The organism is Sporolactobacillus sp. Y61, from assembly GCF_040529185.1.
Classification (GTDB): domain Bacteria; phylum Bacillota; class Bacilli; order Bacillales; family Sporolactobacillaceae; genus Sporolactobacillus.
Map to the genome: position 1 here is coordinate 2,167,549 of NZ_CP159510.1, position 18,230 is coordinate 2,185,778.

General features: G+C 46.3%; 12 protein-coding genes and 4 pseudogenes. All 16 read left to right on the top strand.

The window, feature by feature from the left end; all coding sequences use genetic code 11:
- Position 1: 1 nt before the first annotated feature.
- The 16 genes and pseudogenes from ABNN70_RS10260 (at position 2) to ABNN70_RS10335 (ending at position 18,215) form a co-directional block, all read left to right on the top strand.
- Positions 2–292 (top strand): YlxR family protein, encoded by a 291-nt coding sequence (locus tag ABNN70_RS10260; RefSeq protein ID WP_129929267.1) that lies wholly within the window; start codon positions 2–4, stop codon positions 290–292.
- Entirely contained in the window at positions 288–599 is a 312-nt protein-coding gene (locus ABNN70_RS10265) for a YlxQ family RNA-binding protein (protein ID WP_206184300.1), read from the top strand. Before ABNN70_RS10260 ends, ABNN70_RS10265 begins: the two co-directional genes overlap by 5 nt.
- 4 nt (positions 600–603) lie before the next feature.
- The gene (infB, locus tag ABNN70_RS10270) at positions 604–2,901 is read left to right on the top strand and encodes a translation initiation factor IF-2 (protein ID WP_129929268.1); all 2,298 of its coding nucleotides are present in this window, start codon (positions 604–606) and stop codon (positions 2,899–2,901) included.
- Complete coding sequence (locus ABNN70_RS10275) at positions 2,898–3,179, top strand: DUF503 domain-containing protein (RefSeq protein ID WP_129929269.1); 282 nt, start codon at positions 2,898–2,900, stop codon at positions 3,177–3,179. Before infB ends, ABNN70_RS10275 begins: the two co-directional genes overlap by 4 nt.
- A gap of 15 nt (positions 3,180–3,194) precedes the next feature.
- Positions 3,195–3,545 carry a 30S ribosome-binding factor RbfA gene (gene rbfA / locus ABNN70_RS10280; RefSeq protein WP_129929270.1) on the top strand — a complete coding sequence of 117 codons (351 nt, stop codon included), beginning with the start codon at positions 3,195–3,197 and terminating at the stop codon, positions 3,543–3,545.
- A gap of 3 nt (positions 3,546–3,548) precedes the next feature.
- A pseudogene (gene truB / locus ABNN70_RS10285) lies at positions 3,549–4,462 on the top strand (tRNA pseudouridine(55) synthase TruB).
- A 46-nt stretch (positions 4,463–4,508) separates the two neighbouring features.
- Positions 4,509–5,461 (top strand): annotated as a pseudogene (locus tag ABNN70_RS10290) (bifunctional riboflavin kinase/FAD synthetase).
- A 165-nt stretch (positions 5,462–5,626) separates the two neighbouring features.
- Positions 5,627–5,896, top strand: a complete 270-nt coding sequence (gene rpsO / locus ABNN70_RS10295) for a 30S ribosomal protein S15 (protein WP_129929273.1) — start codon at positions 5,627–5,629, stop codon at positions 5,894–5,896.
- 77 nt (positions 5,897–5,973) lie between these two features.
- Positions 5,974–8,106, top strand: a complete 2,133-nt coding sequence (pnp, locus tag ABNN70_RS10300) for a polyribonucleotide nucleotidyltransferase (protein WP_353947726.1) — start codon at positions 5,974–5,976, stop codon at positions 8,104–8,106.
- A 330-nt stretch (positions 8,107–8,436) separates the two neighbouring features.
- On the top strand, positions 8,437–9,672 hold the full coding sequence (locus ABNN70_RS10305; RefSeq protein ID WP_353947727.1) for a pitrilysin family protein: 1,236 nt from the start codon (positions 8,437–8,439) through the stop codon (positions 9,670–9,672).
- 244 nt (positions 9,673–9,916) lie between these two features.
- Positions 9,917–10,815: pseudogene (gene dpaA / locus ABNN70_RS10310) on the top strand (dipicolinic acid synthetase subunit A).
- Positions 10,812–11,399 (top strand): dipicolinate synthase subunit B, encoded by a 588-nt coding sequence (locus ABNN70_RS10315; protein ID WP_353947728.1) that lies wholly within the window; start codon positions 10,812–10,814, stop codon positions 11,397–11,399. Before dpaA ends, ABNN70_RS10315 begins: the two are co-directional and overlap by 4 nt.
- A 258-nt stretch (positions 11,400–11,657) precedes the next feature.
- Positions 11,658–12,905, top strand: a complete 1,248-nt coding sequence (gene dapG, locus ABNN70_RS10320; protein WP_353947729.1) for an aspartate kinase — start codon at positions 11,658–11,660, stop codon at positions 12,903–12,905.
- A 5-nt stretch (positions 12,906–12,910) separates the two neighbouring features.
- A pseudogene (dapA, locus tag ABNN70_RS10325) lies at positions 12,911–13,815 on the top strand (4-hydroxy-tetrahydrodipicolinate synthase).
- Between the two features lie 254 nt (positions 13,816–14,069).
- Positions 14,070–15,737, top strand: coding sequence for a ribonuclease J (locus ABNN70_RS10330; protein ID WP_353947730.1), 1,668 nt, complete (start codon positions 14,070–14,072; stop codon positions 15,735–15,737).
- 165 nt (positions 15,738–15,902) lie between these two features.
- Positions 15,903–18,215, top strand: a complete 2,313-nt coding sequence (locus ABNN70_RS10335) for a DNA translocase FtsK (protein ID WP_353947731.1) — start codon at positions 15,903–15,905, stop codon at positions 18,213–18,215.
- Positions 18,216–18,230 lie beyond the last annotated feature (15 nt).

Sequence of the window (18,230 nt, forward strand, 5' to 3'; positions counted from 1 at the left end):
CATGCCCGGAAAGCGTAGAATACCTATGCGAAAGTGTATCGTTTGTCAGGAGTCAGCGGAAAAAAAGAATCTTTTTCGGGTTGTCCGTTCTCCTGAAGGCGAAGTAACCCTTGATATGACAGGCAAGAAAAACGGACGAGGCGCCTATCTGACGAAAAAGGAAGAATGTGTAATGAAAGCAAAAAATAAAAAACTCCTTTCCCGCCAGCTTGGTGTGCCCGTTCCCGATTCTGTTTTTCAGGACATGATGTCATACCTTGAGGAACATGCTGCAGATGTCAGGGAGAATTAAGAGCTGGCAGTCCTTTCTGGGCCTTGCACAGAGAGCCGGGAAAGTGATTTCGGGGGAAGAAACGGTCATTCGGTCTATCCGTGATCAGAAGGCGAAAGCAGTGATCCTGTCGGCAGATGCGTCCCTGCGAACAACGAAGACTATTGAAAATAAATGCCGCTATTATCAGATTCCGCTGCTCACTGTGCCAGACCGGGCAGAACTCGGTCAAGCAATCGGGCAGCCCTTCAGAGTCATCGTCGCAGTTGTGGACAGCGGTTTTGCGGAAGTTTTAATTGAAAGGCTGGGATCATCAACACGGGGGTGAATATATGAGTAAGATGCGTGTATATGAATACGCCAGAACAAACCATGTGACGAGTAAGCAGGTCATAGCAAAGCTGGTGGAACTGGGTTTTTCAGTGAAAAGCCATATGTCTGTCATTGAGGATAATGCCATCAGTCAGCTGAACAGAAAGTTATTAAAAAAACAGGGGAATGCAGAAAATATTGCTGCAAAGCCTAAAAAAACACACACAGAGGGTCCAGTGAATCATATCAAAACAAAAACCAGAGAAAAGCAGACACGTCATACGTCAACTGAAAATAAGGAACAGCACACGAATATATCGAACAGAAGAGGCAGTACAAAAGATTCGGAACGTCATTCGTTCACACGACAGGGAGGCCAGGGAACAAGCGGCCGGTCGGGAAATAACAACCACGGTCACTCAGATAAAAGCCGCCAGTCCTCTGGAAATAACCATCGTAAATTTGGTGAAAACAATCAAAACAGGCACAGAAGAGGCAACCGTAACAGACGACGCCGGGGGAATATGAAAGTCGCGAACAGAAAAAAAATGGAAATCAAGCTCCCGGAAAAAATTACTATTTCAGGTTCGTTAACTGTCGGCCAGTTTGCTGAAAAACTCGGCAGGCCGTCAACAGACATCATAAAGAAATTGATGGCACTGGGCGTTATGGCGACGAAGAACCAGAATCTTGATAAAGATACGATTGAATTGCTGGCGTCAGATTACGGTGTCAAAGTAGAAGAAAAAGTCGTTGTCGATGAAGCAAATTTTGAAAAAGACGGATTGGGTATTGATGAAGATACTGCAGTGATCCGTCCGCCGGTTGTCACCATCATGGGCCATGTCGATCATGGTAAGACGACGCTGCTTGATACGATCAGACACACGAAAGTAACGGCGGGAGAAGCCGGCGGGATTACTCAGCATATTGGTGCCTATCAGGTTGTTCATAGTGGTAAAAAGATCACATTTCTGGACACACCCGGCCATGCAGCATTTACAACCATGCGTGCACGGGGAGCACAGATTACTGATATTACCGTCCTGGTTGTTGCTGCGGATGATGGTGTCATGCCTCAGACCATCGAAGCGATTCATCACTCGAAGGCAGCCAATGTGCCGATTATCGTTGCCGTGAATAAAATAGATAAACCAAATGCCAATCCGGATCGTGTCATGCAGGAATTGTCTGAACAGGGTCTGGTTCCGGAAGACTGGGGCGGGGATACGATTTTTGTAAAAATATCCGCCAAGAAAGGTACCGGAATAGATGACCTTCTTGAGATGATTCTTCTGGTTTCTGAAGTAGATGAATTCAAAGCAAATCCTGAAAAATTAGCACGCGGGGCCGTTATTGAAGCAGAGCTCGACAAAGGGAAAGGTCCTGTAGCAACACTTCTTGTACAGAACGGTACCCTGCGAATCGGTGATCCGATTGTTGTCGGAAACGCGTATGGCCGTGTTCGTGCTATGGTTAATGACGTGGGAAGAAAAGTTAAAAAAGCAAGTCCGTCTATGCCTGTTGAAATCACCGGATTAAACAGTGTTCCTCAGGCAGGGGATCACTTTGCTGTTTTCGAGGATGAAAAGAAAGCAAGACAGATTGGTGAAACACGCGCTGAACGTGCACTGATTACTGAACGAAAAGAAACCACGAACAAAGTCAGCCTGGATGATCTGTTTGAAAAGATCAAGGAAGGCGAAGTAAAAGAGATCAACCTGGTGATTAAAGCAGATGTTCAAGGATCCGTTGAGGCCTTATCGGGAGCCTTAAAGAAGCTTGATGTTGATGGTGTAAAGATTAATATTATTCACGAAGGTGTCGGCGGAATCAGCGAGTCGGATATTATTCTTGCCTCGGCATCCAACGCCATCATTATCGGATTTAATGTCCGCCCGGATAATCATGCAAAGAAGGTTGCAGAAACCGAGAAGGTTGACATTCGCCTGTATCGTGTGATTTATGATGCCATTGACGAGATGGAAGCAGCGATGAAGGGAATGCTCGATCCGGAATATAAAGAAAAAGTGATCGGTCAGCTGGATGTTCGTACAACATTTAAGGTATCACGGATCGGGACGATCGCCGGTTGTTATGTAACTGATGGATTAATCACACGGGATTCCGGAATCCGGCTTGTCAGAAATGGCATCGTCATTTATGAAGGACATGTCGATACACTCAAACGATTTAAAGATGACGCAAAAGAGGTTAAAGCCGGCCTTGAATGTGGTGTGACACTGGAAAACTTTAATGACATTAAAGAGGGCGACTCAATGGAGTCCTATGTCATGGAGGAAGTTCAACCTAAATGATAATCGGTCTGGTTCAGTGTGACTGTCTGATACAGGAGTCACACTCCCTGAAAGATAAACGTTCAGTGATCCAAAGTATATTAAGAAAAGCAACAAATGGGCATAATATCGCCGCAAGCGAAACAGGGTATCAGAATGTCTGGCAGAGGACGGCGCTGGCCTTTGTTTCGGTTGGTACTTCGAAGGTACATGTTGAACAGGAGCTGAACCGTGCGCTCAGACTGATTGACAGTCGCACCGATATCGAACGGACGGATACAACGTATGAATGGTTTTAAAAGGAGGGTGACCCCATGACCAGTTTAAGGGTGCATCGTGTTGCCGAACAGATGAAAAAAGAAATGGGCGACATTCTTGAACATCGAATTAAGGATCCGCGTGTTGGCTTTGTTACAGTGACCGGTGTCGATGTAACAGGTGACCTTCAGGAAGTAACTGTATATATCAGTATCCTTGGAGACCGCGAGAAACAGGATTCCACAATGGAAGGTCTGACGAAGGCCAGGGGTTTTATCAGAAGCGAAATTGGAAAAAGAATTCGCTTACGGAAAACACCGGAAATTCAGTTTAAGATTGATCAGTCCGTGGCTTATGGCAGCCATATTGACCGGTTGATTAATGAACTGCACCAAAAAGGGGAATAGAAAATGCCGGAGTATGAGGGACTGCTGCCGCTGAATAAACCCCGCGGTATGACCTCGCACGATTGTGTCTTTCGTATCAGAAAAATGCTCCATTATAAAAAAATCGGACATACCGGCACACTTGATCCAGATGTAGACGGGGTGCTTATTCTCTGCCTTGGAAGAGCAACAAAAATTGCTCAATATCTGCTGGAGTTTGGAAAGACGTACCGGGGGAAATTGCCCTTGGAACGTCAACGGTAACGGAGGATGCCTCAGGAGAAACCGTTCAGGAAAAACGGGTATCCGAGCCCATTGCAAGGGAACAGGTGATCAGCGTGATGAAGATGTTTACCGGAGAAATCAAACAGCTGGTCCCTCTCTATTCTGCCGTTAAAGTGCACGGGAAAAAACTTTACGAATACGCACGATCCGGTATTCCGGTTGACCGTCCGATGCGGCAGGTCTCCATTTATCAGCTTCAGTTGGATAGCCAGAATGCATTTTACAGGGAAAGTATCCCTTTTCTGGTTACATGCAGCAAGGGCACTTATATTCGGACTCTGGCAGTTGATATTGGCCGGGCACTGGGGTACCCCGCTCATTTGAAAACTCTGACCCGAATCAAGGCCGGCCCATTCAGTATAGATGAATGTCTGTCCTTCGAGGAAATTGAACTTCTGAACAAAGAAGGACGATTCTCAGAAGCCCTGAAGCCTCTGGAATCGGGACTCGGTCATTTAACCAGGTGGACAGTTAATCAACAGACAGCGGATAAGGTTATTCATGGCGCGGTATTGCCGGCGCCCGCCGGGTTGTCGGACAAACCCATTGCCGTTTTTAACCATTATGGCAAATGTCTGGCCGTGTACCAGTCTTATCCGGGAAAATCAGGTTTCATCAAGCCTCAGAAAGTTCTCGCGCTGTCGAACCGGTAGAACATCGTGCATGGTGCTGCAGTCAATCAGTTTACTAGAGTAGAAGGTGCTTTCATTGGATAAGATCTTTTTGGAGAAACAGCCATTTTTAGAAAACGATGACGGAGAAGAGAAAGTAATTGCTCTGGGATATTTCGATGGTGTTCATATTGGTCATCAGCATGTGATTCAGAAGGCGGTTGAAATTGCCCGGAGAAAAAGGATGAAATCGGCCGTCATGACTTTTTATCCGCATCCATCCGTTGTACTGAAACCTTCGCAGAAGCGAGAGGACTGTCTGACTCCCCCGAAGAAAAGGCGGATCTTATTGAGAAGCTGGGGGCAGACCTGCTAATCTGTGTTCGATTTGATCTGGAACTCAGCAGATTGTCACCACAGACATTTGTTGATGAATATCTCATTAAACTGCACGCCAAGCACATCGTTGCCGGCTTTGATTATACCTTTGGGAGAATGGCTGCGGGGAACATGGAGAATATTGAACAATACTCCCGGAGTATGTTCGGCTACACAGTCATTCCAAAAGTCGAGCAATTCGGGGAAAAGGTGAGTACCACACACATCAGGTCACTCATTACGGCCGGAAAGGTCGAAGAAGCCATACCTCTTCTTGGCAGACCATATCGTACGTCCGGAGTGGTCAGACATGGTGATCAGAGAGGCAGAAAGCTGGGATTTCCTACGGCCAACATAGAGACCGATGCAGCTTACCTGATGCCGGCAGACGGGGTATATGCGGTACAGTTGATTGTAGATGGAAAGCGGATGGCTGGTGTATGCAGCATCGGAAATCGCCCCACCTTTTATGACAGTGCAAATGCGGCAACTGTTGTCGAAGTCTATGTTCTCAACTTCAAAGGGAATCTATATGATAAGCATGTCTCTGTGGACTGGTACAAAAGACTGCGCGGGATGGAGAAGTTTTCCAGTGCCAATGAACTCATTGATCAGATGAACCGGGATGCAGCAACTACCAAGCTGTTTTTCGACGCAAAATAAGCTTAAGTAAAGAGGAATCCATGAAAGAATCTTGATTTGTATATAAAAAACATGTACAATATACTTGTGTATTTGCGAATTGAATACACGGAACCTGGGCTCGGCTGTTCGTTCCACCGGCGGCGGCTGTGCTCAAGGGGATTTGATACAGGGAGGTGAGAGCTGATGGCTTTGACAAAGGAGCAGAAAACTCAGCTGATTCATGAATTCCAGACACATGAGAACGATACCGGATCACCGGAAGTTCAGGTTGCTGTTCTGACTAAACAGATCAATTCTTTGAATGAACACTTGAAGATTCATAAGAAGGATAATCATTCACGCCGCGGGCTTTTAAAAATGGTCGGCAAGCGTCGGAATCTGCTTACCTATCTCCGCGGTAAAGATGTTAAAAGATATCGCGAGTTAATCAACAAATTAGGTTTGCGTCGATAAGATGTTTAAAAAAAGCGGGAGCATTCCCGCTTTTTTGCTGTCTGTAAATTTTTATCGGAGAGAAGGTGTTTTGGACTGTGGGTACCAGGAAGCATGTTTATCAAATGGAGTGGGCAGGTCGCCCGCTTCGTATTGAGATCGGCGAAGTGGCGAAACAGGCCAACGGTGCGGTACTTGTCTATTACGGGGACACCGTTGTCCTGTCAACTGTCACAGCATCGAAAGAACCTAAAGAGGGATCCTTTTTCCCTCTTACAGTGAATTATGAAGAAAAAGCCTATGCAGTCGGGAAAATGCCTGGAGGTTACATTAAAAGAGAAGGCAGACCCACAGACAGAGCCACACTGTCAGCCAGAATGATTGATCGCCCGATTCGTCCGCTGTTTCCCGACGGATTCTGTAACGAAGTCCAGATTGTGAATATGGTGATGAGTCTCGATCTTGACTGCAGTGCCCAAATGTCGGCTTTGCTGGGTTCATCTCTTGCTCTTTCAGTATCTGATGTCCCGTTTAATGGTCCGGTAGCCGGTGTGATCATCGGACGGGTCGATGGAGAATTTATCGTCAACCCGACAGTCGCTCAGTCTGAGAAGAGTGACCTGCATCTGACTGTTGCCGGAACGGAAAAGGCAATCAATATGGTTGAAGCCGGTGCAGATCAGGTTCCCGAAGAAGTGATTCTTGATGCGATCCTTTTTGCGCATGAGCAGATCAGGAAGCTCGTCGCATTTGAGAAGACCATCGCCGCTGAGATCGGCCGGACAAAAATGGATCCCGTCCTGTTTAAACCGGATCAGGAATTGACAGAGCGTGTTCAAAAACTTGCCGGTGCGCGACTTGATCAGGCGATGAGAGTAAAAGATAAGCAGGAACGTGACCGGGCGATCAGAGAAGTTAATGATTCGGTGAAAAATGTGTTTATCAGCGAAAATGAGGCGGCAGGAGAGGTGATCGTTAATCTCAGGCTGGTGGACAAAGCACTGCACAATATTCTGAAAGAAGAGGTGCGGCAAATGATCGTTGTTGAGCACCTTCGTCCGGATGGACGCGGCGTTGATGAAATTCGTCCGCTTGCTGCACGTGTCGGTCTGCTGCCAAGAGCACATGGATCCGGACTTTTTACGCGTGGGCAGACGCAGGCACTCAGTGTGTGCACGCTGGCCCCTCTGAGTGAAGTTCAGCCCCTGGATGACTTCAGTGCCGGGGACAGCAAACGTTTCATCCACCATTATAATTTTCCCGGCTTCAGCACTGGAGAGGCGAAACCGGTACGGTCCCCCGGCAGGCGTGAAATCGGTCACGGGGCACTTGGCGAACGTGCGCTGTCACCCGTCATCCCTGAAGAAGATAAATTTCCTTATGCTATTCGCTGCGTGTCAGAGGTGCTGGAATCGAACGGTTCTTCTTCTCAGGCAAGCATATGCGGCAGTACGCTTGCTTTGATGGATGCCGGAGTCCCGATTAAATCACCGGTTGCCGGCATCGCCATGGGACTGGTCAAACATGGTGAAAAGATGGTGGTATTGACGGATATCCAGGGGCTGGAAGATTCACTGGGAGATATGGACTTTAAATGTGCAGGCACAGAAAAGGGTATTACAGCCCTGCAGATGGATATTAAAATATCCGGAGTAACCAGGGAAATTCTGTCGAAGGCGCTGAAACAGGCAAGAAGAGGCCGAATGAAAATTATGGACACCCTTCAAAGTGCCCTGCCACATCCGCGTGAGCACTTATCAAAGTACGCGCCAAAAGTGATCAGAATGTCCATTAATCCTGCCAAAATCCGTGATGTGATCGGATCTAATGGGAAAATGATTAATAAAATTATTGATGATACGGGTGTGAAAATAGATATCGAGCAAAGTGGATTGATCACTATTTTCTATCTCAATGAACGTAACGGATTAAAAGCGCGGCAATGGATTGAGGATATCACCCGCGAGGTGAAAGCAGGCGAAATTATTACCGGGAAAGTCCGGAGAATTGAAAAATTCGGTGCATTCGTCCATTTGTTCGGGCATACTGACGGACTGATTCATATTTCTGAGCTGGATGATAAACACGTAAATAATGTTGAGGACGTCCTTCACGTTGGTGATGAGGTACGGGTAAAGGTACTTGATATTGATCAGCATGGAAGAATAAAACTATCGAGAAAGGCACTGATAGCCTCTTCATCTGTACCCGGAGAATCCTGCCATTCATAATATAACCATACAAAATCCAACACGTCTCACCGGGCAGAGCGGGCTATCCGCCTGTTTTTTTTTGTGGACGGACAGACTATTCACATCTCGACGGACATATAGATATAAAATCAGGAAGATGATCGTTTCTCCCGGACTTTGCTGTCGGGGGATACTCTTATTCTATTTGTTTGCTGTTTTGCATCGTGCTATAGTATATATTAATTTGGAAGTAATGAATTTAGCTGACTTTACTCACGTTACACTGATTCAGACTGGCAGTCTATTACTTTATTACTTGCGATTTTCAGCCAGAACAGATAGATATAGAAGTAACAGGAGGATTATAGAGTGATTATTAAACATACGGCAGCGAATGGGGTGCGGATTCTGCTTGAAAAGATATCCTCCGTTCGCTCGGTCAGTATAGGAATCTGGGTCGGTACGGGATCACGTTATGAAAATAAACACAATAACGGCATTTCCCATTTTATTGAACACATGCTGTTTAAAGGGACTGCTACACGAAGCGCACGTCAAATTGCTGAAGCGTTTGACCGGATTGGCGGACAGGTCAATGCTTTTACATCTAAGGAATGTACGTGTTATTACGCAAAGGTGATGGATCGGGATGCATCGTACGCCATGAATGTCCTGGCAGATATGTTTTTTCACTCCCGCTTTGACCCGGAGGACATGGAAAAGGAAAAAAAGGTCATTGGTGAGGAAATTAAGATGTATGAAGATACTCCGGATGACCTCGTACATGATCTCCTGAGCGCAACCAGCTTTGCTCATCATCCGCTTGGTTATCCGATATTGGGTACAAAACGTACACTTGCAGAGTTCGGTCCGGAAGAATTGAAAACACATATGCATAAACATTACAGGCCGGATAATATTGTGGTATCCATTGCAGGGAATGTCTGTGATTCATTTATTAATGAAGTTGAAGCCATATTTTCAGGTTATCAGGTACCAGATCTGGAAGAGCCACAGCCGGCTCCTTTATTTCATCCTGGAAAAATTGCGAGAAAAAAGGAAACCGAACAGGCACATATATGTTTTGGCTTTCCCGGTGTTTCAAGCAGTAGCAAGGCATCGGTTCCCCTTATTGTGATGAATAATATTCTGGGAGGCGGAATGAGCAGCCGGCTTTTTCAGGAAATACGTGAGGAAAAAGGGCTCGCTTATTCTGTTTTTTCCTTTCATACGGCGTTCAGAGACAGTGGCCTTCTGACTGTTTACGGTGGCACCGCAGCGGACAGAATCGGTGAACTCGGAGAAAATATGCTTAACAGCATACAGCGGATGATACACGAAGGGGTTTCAAAAGATGAGCTTGACAGCAGCAAGGCTCAAATTAAGGGGAATATTATTTTCGGGCTTGAGAGTACGAGCGGGCGGATGAGCAGAAATGCCAAAAATGAACTTATTCTGGGACATGACCGTCCGGTAGATCAGATGATCAGTGAAATTGATGCGGTTACCGTGGATGATGTACACGATATTGCTGAAAAAATATTTCAAAAACCCTACTCATGTTCGGTTGTCAGCCCGACAGGAGATCTGCCGGCAGCGATATAATAAAACCTGTCATCCCATGAAAAAGGGTCCGGTAAATTTTTGTCGGGCTCCTTTTTTGCGTTCTGAAAAATACTGAATTTTCACTATGAAAGGGTTCGGAAAAAATGAAGCTTCACGCCGTGCAACGCGTCAGCCGGCAGGTTTTTCTTTGCGTCTCGTGCTTTTCACAATACCGGGTTTTTATCATAACATAAAGTGTTAAATGAAAACCGGCTATATAAATGGCTGAGCGGAGGGAAAGCCAGTGCTGACAGACAGACATATTGTGATCCTGGGGGGCGACGCCCGGCAGATTGAAGTGATCAATAAACTGGTTGCACTTGATGCCCGTTTGTCCCTCGTCGGCTTTGATCAGCTGGACAGAAATTTCAATGGCGCGATCAAAGTGAATATGGATGAAGTACAGGCCGATGCGGTTGACAGTCTGATTTTACCAGTAAGCGGTACAGATAAAAAAGGCTTTGTCGAAACAACGTTTTCAAACGAAAACGTTCAATTAACAGCCGAATGGCTGGAGAAAACACCGGAACACTGCACAATTTACTCAGGTATTTCGACAGATTACCTGGATAAAGCGGCAGTTGAGGCCGGCCGTTCGGTTGTCAGATTATTTGAGCGGGATGATGTGGCCATCTATAATTCAATTCCAACTGTTGAAGGAACATTAATGATGGTGATACAAAATACAGATATTACCATCCATAATGCTCAGGTGATGATTCTTGGCCTTGGCAGAACAGGAATGAGCCTGACGCGGGCTTTCCACGCTTTGGGTGCCCATGTCAAAGTCGGAGACAGGCATCCGGAACATTTGGCGAGGGCACAGGAGATGGGGGTTCAGACGTTTTATCTGACTGATCTGGAAAATCAGGTTCAGGATAATGAAATTTGTATCAATACGATACCGGCACTTGTGCTCACCAGTAAAGTTCTTTCCAGGATGCCTTCCGGAAGTTTTATTCTTGATGTCGCTTCACTTCCCGGAGGAACGGATTTCAGATATGCCAAAAAAAGGGAATCAAAGCCATGATCACACCCGGTTTACCAGGACTGGTCGCTCCTAAAACGGCGGGACGGATTATCGCAAATGTCATGGCAGAATTACTCCTTGAAAAATTTAACAAAGGAGGAAACCTGATATGAGCCTGAAGGGCAGACACATTGGTTTTGGCATTACTGGTTCTCATTGTACGTACAGTCAGGTCATCCCGGAAATAAAAAAGCTGATCACTCTGGGATGTCAGGTGACGGTTTTCGTTACCTATACCGTGAAAAATACCGTTACCCGTTTTGGAAGCGGTAAAGACTGGGTCAGTAAGGCAGAGGAAATCACGGGCAATAAAGTCATTGATTCGATTGTTGAAGCTGAACCCTACGGTCCGAAAAAACCGCTTGATTGTATGATTATTGCTCCTCTGACGGGAAATTCAATGAGTAAATTTGCCAATGCGCAGACAGATTCTCCGGTGCTCATGGCAGCAAAGGCAACCCTCAGAAATGGCAGACCAATTGTCCTTGGTATTTCAACGAATGATGGACTGGGACTCAATCTGCAGAACATTGCGAAACTGATCGTAACGAAGAACATTTACTTTATTCCGTTCGGTCAGGATGATCCGATAAATAAGCCAAATTCCCTCGTTGGACATATGGGATTGATGCCTGAGACGGTTGAATCAGCTCTGCTCGGGAAACAGCACCAGCCCCTGCTGCTTGAAAAAAAGTAGTCAATCCGGTGATTGATCTCTTCTTCTGACAGGATTATGATAAAATAAGGTTGTCATGATGTATGCTGTCAGACTGATACGTTCATTTGCTTTTTAACCGGTAGTGGTCTGAGAAAATGATGCTCAGAATATCGTGACTGGCTGCAATCTGAATTTTGTTTTTCCGGACATTGGCTGTATGTTGAGATGAAGAAAACCAGTGATCTCATGATATCACCCGGCCGGGATTCGGATGTACATGAAGGGATGTAAACGAATTTGAAAATAATTGTTCAAAAGTTTGGCGGGACATCCGTTCAAACTGCAGCAATGAGGAATCACGCTGTTCGTCATGTTGTGCAGGCAGTAAACATGGGTTACAAAGTGATTGTCGTCGTTTCGGCCATGGGACGCTCAGGCGATCCTTATGCAACGGATACACTGCTGGGTCTTGTGAAGGAACATAACAGTTCTGCCCGTGAAAGGGATATTTTGATGTCATGCGGAGAAACCATATCCATGGTGGTCTTCTCCAGTTTACTTAAGGCAGCAGGTGTCCGTTCTGAAGCGTTAACAGGTGCTCAGGCCGGATTTCGCACGAATGCGACATTTAATGATGCAAAAATCGTGGAAATGAAAGTAAAGCCGTTGCTCCGCAGACTCGAAAAACTGGATGTGGTCGTCGTTGCGGGTTTCCAGGGACAGACTCAGGATGGTGAAATCACGACGCTCGGACGCGGTGGAAGTGATACATCAGCTGCTGCTCTTGGAGCGGCAGTCGGCGCCGAGTGGATTGACATTTTTACTGATGTGAACGGCGTGATGACAGCCGATCCGAGAATCGTAAGCAATGCGCGACGACTTTCCGTACTCACATACAACGAAGTATGTAATCTGGCTTATCAGGGCGCTAAAGTGATCCATCCCCGGGCAGTTGAAATTGCGATGACTGCGAAAATACCGATCCATATCCGATCCACTGTTTCTGACGAACTCGGGACGCTGGTCACGACAATGACTCAGTCCGGAAGGGGTCAGGATATCAGGGAACGCCCGGTAACAGGCATCACCTATGTAAAAGGGGTGACTCAGATTCGAGTACGGGCAGGAAAGGATGAATATGATCTTCAGGCAAAAGTGTTTAAAGCCATGGCAGAGCAAGGGATCAGTGTCGACCTGATTAATATAAGTCCTAATGGTGTGGTTTATACGGTAAACGGAAAGGCCAGTGAACGGGCGGTCAGTACATTGAAAAGTCTGGGATATACTCCGGAAGTTCTGACCGGCTGTGCTAAGGTTTCTGCCGTAGGAGCAGGAATGGCCGGCCTGCCGGGAGTCGCTTCACGAATTGTCAATGCCCTTACAGAAAAGGGAATTCGTATTTTACAATCCGCGGATTCACACAACACAATCTGGGTACTGGTTGATGAATCCAGAATGAAGCAGGCCGTAAATGCTCTGCACCATGCGTTTCATTTAGAAAAAGTTCAGGATCAAATTCAGATGGAGCAACAGAAACAGGAGTGAGGAGAATGGATTTTGGAAGTTTGCTGACCGCAATGGTCACCCCTTTTGATGAAAAAGGAAATGTAAGTCTTGAACGCACGACAAATCTTGTGGAACATTTACTTAAAACAGGATCAGAAGGCATAGTTGTAGCCGGAACCACCGGAGAGTCACCGACGCTTACAACTGATGAAAAGTTGCGTTTATTTGAACATGTTGTCAAAACGGTCGCCGGGCGCGCTAAAGTCATCGTCGGAACGGGGGAAATAATACCCGGACTTCTGTTGCGCTTTCAAAAGAAGCGGCAAAACTTGGCGTCGATGCCATCATGGCTGTTGCTCCTTTTTACAATAAACCGAATCAGGAGGGCATATACGCACACTATAAGGCCATTGCTTCGAGTGTGGATTTACCGTTAGTGATTTACAACATACCGAGTCGCTCGAAAGTGAATATTACGGCCGATACGATTATCCGCCTGTCCAAAATCGATAATATTGTAGCTGTTAAAGAAGCGAGCGGAAATCTTGATCAAATGGCAGCCATCATCAGCGGTACTGACGAACACTTTCACCTGTACAGCGGGGATGACGGCCTGACGCTTCCTGTTCTTTCCATCGGCGGGCAAGGCGTGATTTCAGTTGCTTCGCACGTTATTGGTCCGGAAATGAAATCGATGATTACAGATTATCAGGAAGGCAACAATCAGCGGGCGGCCGAAGCTCACCGGATGATGCTTCCGTTTATGAGAGAACTGTTTGCTGCCCCGAGTCCTGCTCCTGTTAAAACTCTGTTGAATGATCTGGGCATTGCCGTCGGTCCTGTACGTCTCCCGATGGTACCACTCAATAGCAGGGAGCATCAGTTACTGACTGAATCGTACACGGCCTTAAAGAACAAACAAAAGGTTCAGGATAAAGTTTCCAAATAATGATCACGATAAAGGTGAACGGTAAAGATCCGGTTCACCCTTTCTTTTTATGAGGACAGGCTGCCACTTGCGTCAGCAAGTGGCACGTGCTGATACCAAACGGGGAGTGAAGTGCGAACGGGAGGATTATGAACTGGCCGCTTTTTTTCCCTTTGTTAAAAAATTGTACTTTAGTGCACGTTTGGTTATAATGAGGTTAATGATTAGTTCGGATCAAAAGCGATGACTGCTCAATTAAATAGGAGGAATGCCCATTGTCACATTCTAAGCAGGACAGTGTGAGAATTTACGCAATGGGCGGCGTTGGTGAACTGGGAAGTAATATGACAGTCATTGAAGTGAATCATGATTTATTTATTATTGATGCAGGTCTGATGCATCCGCACGAAGATATGCTTGGTGTGGATACGGTGATTCCGGATATATCTTATCTGGATACGAAACGTGATCTTATCCGTGCAGTTCTTCTGACACATGGCCATCAGGCCAACATCGGTGGCCTTCCTTATCTTCTGAACGATATTCATGCACCGGTTTACGGAACAGAACTGACTCTCGCCTTAGTGAGAGAGACGATGAGAGATGCTGGAGAAAAATATCGTAAAGACCAGTTTGTCACCATTGATCCTGATAAGGATCTGAAAATTGGTCATACACGTTTCTCTTTCTTTCGAACGTACCACAGTGTTCCGGATTCGATTGGTATTGCGGTGCATACTGCTCAGGGCATTATACTTCATACGGGTGATTATAAATTCGACTTTACACCTGTCGGTCGTATACGGACTGATGTCAGTAAACTTTCAGATTTTGGTGAGGAGGGTGTCCTGTGCCTGCTTTCCGACAGCAAGCATGCGGAAATACCAGGCACGGCACCTTCTGATTCCGTTATCGGAGATCAGTTCAGCCATATTTTTTATTCATTGGAAGGCCGGGTCATCGTGGCCATTCATGCGACAAATTTACATCGCATTCAGCAATTTATAGATGTGTGTGTCATGCATGGAAAGAAAATAGCCATTGATGGAGAATATTTGAACAGAATCATTTCGATAGCTGTAAGAAAGGGCTATCTTAAGATCCCGCATCATATTATTTTGTCCTGGGATAAAGCAATGAAATACCCGAACAATAAACTTGCGATCCTGACCAGCGGGGCTGATGGAGATCCACTGACATCATTAACCAGCATGGCTAATCATATGCATAAAAAATTAAAGCTTGAAAAAGACGATCTGATTATTTATTCTGCCTCACAAACCCCAAGTAATGAAAAGGCTGTAACCAATGCGATCGATCGACTGATGAGTGAAGGCGCACAGGTGATCTTCGGCAGCAGCGTTCATGTTTCCGGACATGGGTCACAGGAAGACATTAAGCTTATGCTTCAGCTGACACATCCAAAATATCTGGTTCCGGTTGATGGAGAGTTTAAAATGATGACAACTCACCAGAAAATTGCCGAGTCAATGGGTATGCCTTCAAAGAACATCTATTTACTGGATAAAGGGGATGTGCTGGAGTTCATCGGTGGGGAAGCGAAGCAGACGGAATCCGTTCCAGCCGGCCAGCTTCTTGTCGACGGTCTCGGTGTTGGCGATGTAGGGAATATCGTTCTGCGCGACCGGCGCTTGCTGTCACAGGATGGTACGGTAGTCATTGTCGTTACACTCGGACGCAAGACGAAAAAGATTCTTGCAGGACCGGAAATCATTACCCGCGGATTTGTATATGTCAGAGAATCAGAAGATTTGCTGGATCAGGCTAATCAAATTGTTGATGAAGTGCTTTCAAAAGCACTGACACAGCATGTTTCTGAGTGGTCATCGCTTAAAAGCGGAATTCGAGATGCATTGAGTCGTTACTTTTTTGATAAAACCAAACGCCGTCCAATGATATTGCCAATTATCATGGAATTCTAAAAAGGTCAGGCCCGGACAGGTCTGATCTTTTTTCACATCAGACAACCTTTGCGAAAATCAGGGCAGTAGAGTAAATTAGAAAGGGCGGGAGCAGTCTTCCGTCGCTATTTGTATAGCAGTTATCTGAAGCAGAAGAAGTCATTGGATTAATTTAGAGGTGTATACATGGCAGGCAAGAGAAAGAAAAGAGCAGGCAAGTCAAAAAAAGGATGGAAGGAGACGCTGATTTATGAGGTAGGCGGACTTTGTATGTTCTCCCTGACCTGTATCGGGATCAGCGGTCTCGGAGCAGCAGGAGAGGTGCTGAAGGAAATGGGCCGGTTTCTGACCGGTGACTGGTGGATTATCCCGATGCTCGCCGTCCTGGCACTGTCCGTCTATTATATCCTTTACCGCAGACAGCCGGCGTTTTTCACTCGGAAACTGACTGGTGCTTACCTGTTGTCGCTGGCTATTCTGCTGATCAGTCACGTGAAATTATTTGAGACCCTTTCATCAGTAAACCAATGGCAGAACCGTTCCGTTATTTACAATACATTTGTTCTTTTTCGTGGTGAACTGAATGGGACGCTGCCGGTTTACGGACTTGGCGGTGGAATGATTGGTGCGATCAGTTTTGCATTTTTCCATTATCTGTTTTCAACAACCGGCACGCTGTTCATGGCCGCTTTTCTGGTCCTGGTCGCCTCCATTCTGATTACCGGGAGATCTCTCAGAGATACAGGGAAAAAACTGTTCGGAGGTATGTTTAAAGGACTGAGAAGCAGCGGTAAAAAAGGGATCGAAGCGCTGCACGGGTATTTTTCCGGAAAGAAAAAAAAGAAACAGGTAGCCGGATCAGACGTGCATCATCCTCAGGAAAGAAACGAACCAGATCCTGTTGTTCGATCAGAATATGAACCGGAAATACATGACTTTAATGAACAACAGACTCTTTTTCCTGAAACGGAAACCACACCGCAGGAGCACGCCGGAACAACAGCGAATGAAGCCAAACCTGAAGATCAGGTACCTGACTTTATGCAGGAACACGTCGAAAATGAAGATTATCAGCTACCGCCGATAGATCTGCTTAATCATCCCAGAAAGAATGCACAGAATAATGAGCGGAAACACATTTCCGAAAATGTTCGGACACTGGAACGGACATTTGAGAGTTTCGGGGTACGCGCATCGGTCCGTGAAGTCCATCTTGGTCCTGCAGTAACGCGGTACGAGGTGTATCCGGAGGCGGGTGTTAAAGTAAGCAGAATTCTCGGGCTCAGTGATGACCTTGCACTGGCACTGGCAGCCAGGGATATTCGTATTGAAGCGCCGATACCCGGAAAATCAGCAGTGGGTATCGAAGTGCCCAACCAGGAAGTTGCCATGGTCGGTCTGCGTGAAGTCCTCGAATCGAACAATGCCAAAAAGGCACGTTCAAAACTGACCATTGGCCTTGGGAGAGATATCTCGGGTGAACCCATTCTGTCCGATCTGAATAAGATGCCGCATCTTCTTGTTGCCGGGGCTACCGGAAGCGGGAAAAGTGTTTGTATTAACAGTATCATTGTGACACTTCTTATGAGAACGAAACCAAGTGAAGTGAAACTTTTTATGATTGATCCAAAAATGGTGGAACTGAACGTTTATAACGGCATTCCTCATTTACTGACACCGGTGGTTACGGATCCGGCCAAGGCAGCGCAGGGGTTGAAAAATGTTGTCGGTGAAATGGATCGACGCTATGAACTGTTCTCAGAAAGCGGTACGCGTAATCTGGAAGGGTATAACGAGCATGTTGCAAAATATAATTCGGAACATGAAGACAAGCAGCCCCTGATGCCTTATATCGTTGTGATTATTGATGAGCTGGCCGATCTGATGATGGTCGCATCAAAAGATGTGGAAGAGACAGTGACCCGGCTTGCGCAGATGGCACGGGCTGCAGGTATTCATCTGATCATTGCAACGCAGCGGCCTTCAGTAGATATTATCACCGGCGTGATCAAAGCAAATATTCCGTCACGTATTGCTTTCAGCGTCTCATCAATGATGGATTCACGTACCATTCTTGATTCCGGAGGTGCTGAAAAACTGCTCGGGAAGGGAGATATGCTGTTTCTCCCTATAGGTGCATCCAAACCGATTCGTATCCAGGGTGCCTTTTTGTCCGATGAAGAAGTGGAGCATGTTGTTCAGTATGTCATCAGTCAGCAGAAAGCAAATTATCGCAAAGACTTAATTCCTCAGGATCATCCTGAGCAGAACAGGGAGAAAGTTGACGACGATTTATTTGATGACGCTGTTCAGCTGGTCGTCAATATGCAGACAGCAAGTGTATCCATGCTGCAGCGCAGGTTCCGGATCGGTTATACACGGGCAGCACGATTGATTGACGCCATGGAAGACAGGCACATCGTCGGCCCTTATGAGGGCAGCAAGCCGCGCGCAGTTCTTGTTCCGAAACAGGATGATGAGGCATCCAGTCATAATTGAGCGACAGAGGTAAGG

Bases quoted from the DNA above. Each gene is read 5' to 3' on its own strand.
- ABNN70_RS10335 (WP_353947731.1), top strand. From the start codon at position 15,903: ATGGCAGGCAAGAGAAAGAAAAGAGCAGGCAAGTCAAAAAAAGGATGG.
- rbfA (WP_129929270.1), top strand. From the start codon at position 3,195: ATGACCAGTTTAAGGGTGCATCGTGTTGCCGAACAGATGAAAAAAGAA.
- infB (WP_129929268.1), top strand. From the start codon at position 604: ATGAGTAAGATGCGTGTATATGAATACGCCAGAACAAACCATGTGACG.
- ABNN70_RS10275 (WP_129929269.1), top strand. From the start codon at position 2,898: ATGATAATCGGTCTGGTTCAGTGTGACTGTCTGATACAGGAGTCACAC.
- ABNN70_RS10260 (WP_129929267.1), top strand. From the start codon at position 2: ATGCCCGGAAAGCGTAGAATACCTATGCGAAAGTGTATCGTTTGTCAG.
- rpsO (WP_129929273.1), top strand. From the start codon at position 5,627: ATGGCTTTGACAAAGGAGCAGAAAACTCAGCTGATTCATGAATTCCAG.
- ABNN70_RS10315 (WP_353947728.1), top strand. From the start codon at position 10,812: ATGAGCCTGAAGGGCAGACACATTGGTTTTGGCATTACTGGTTCTCAT.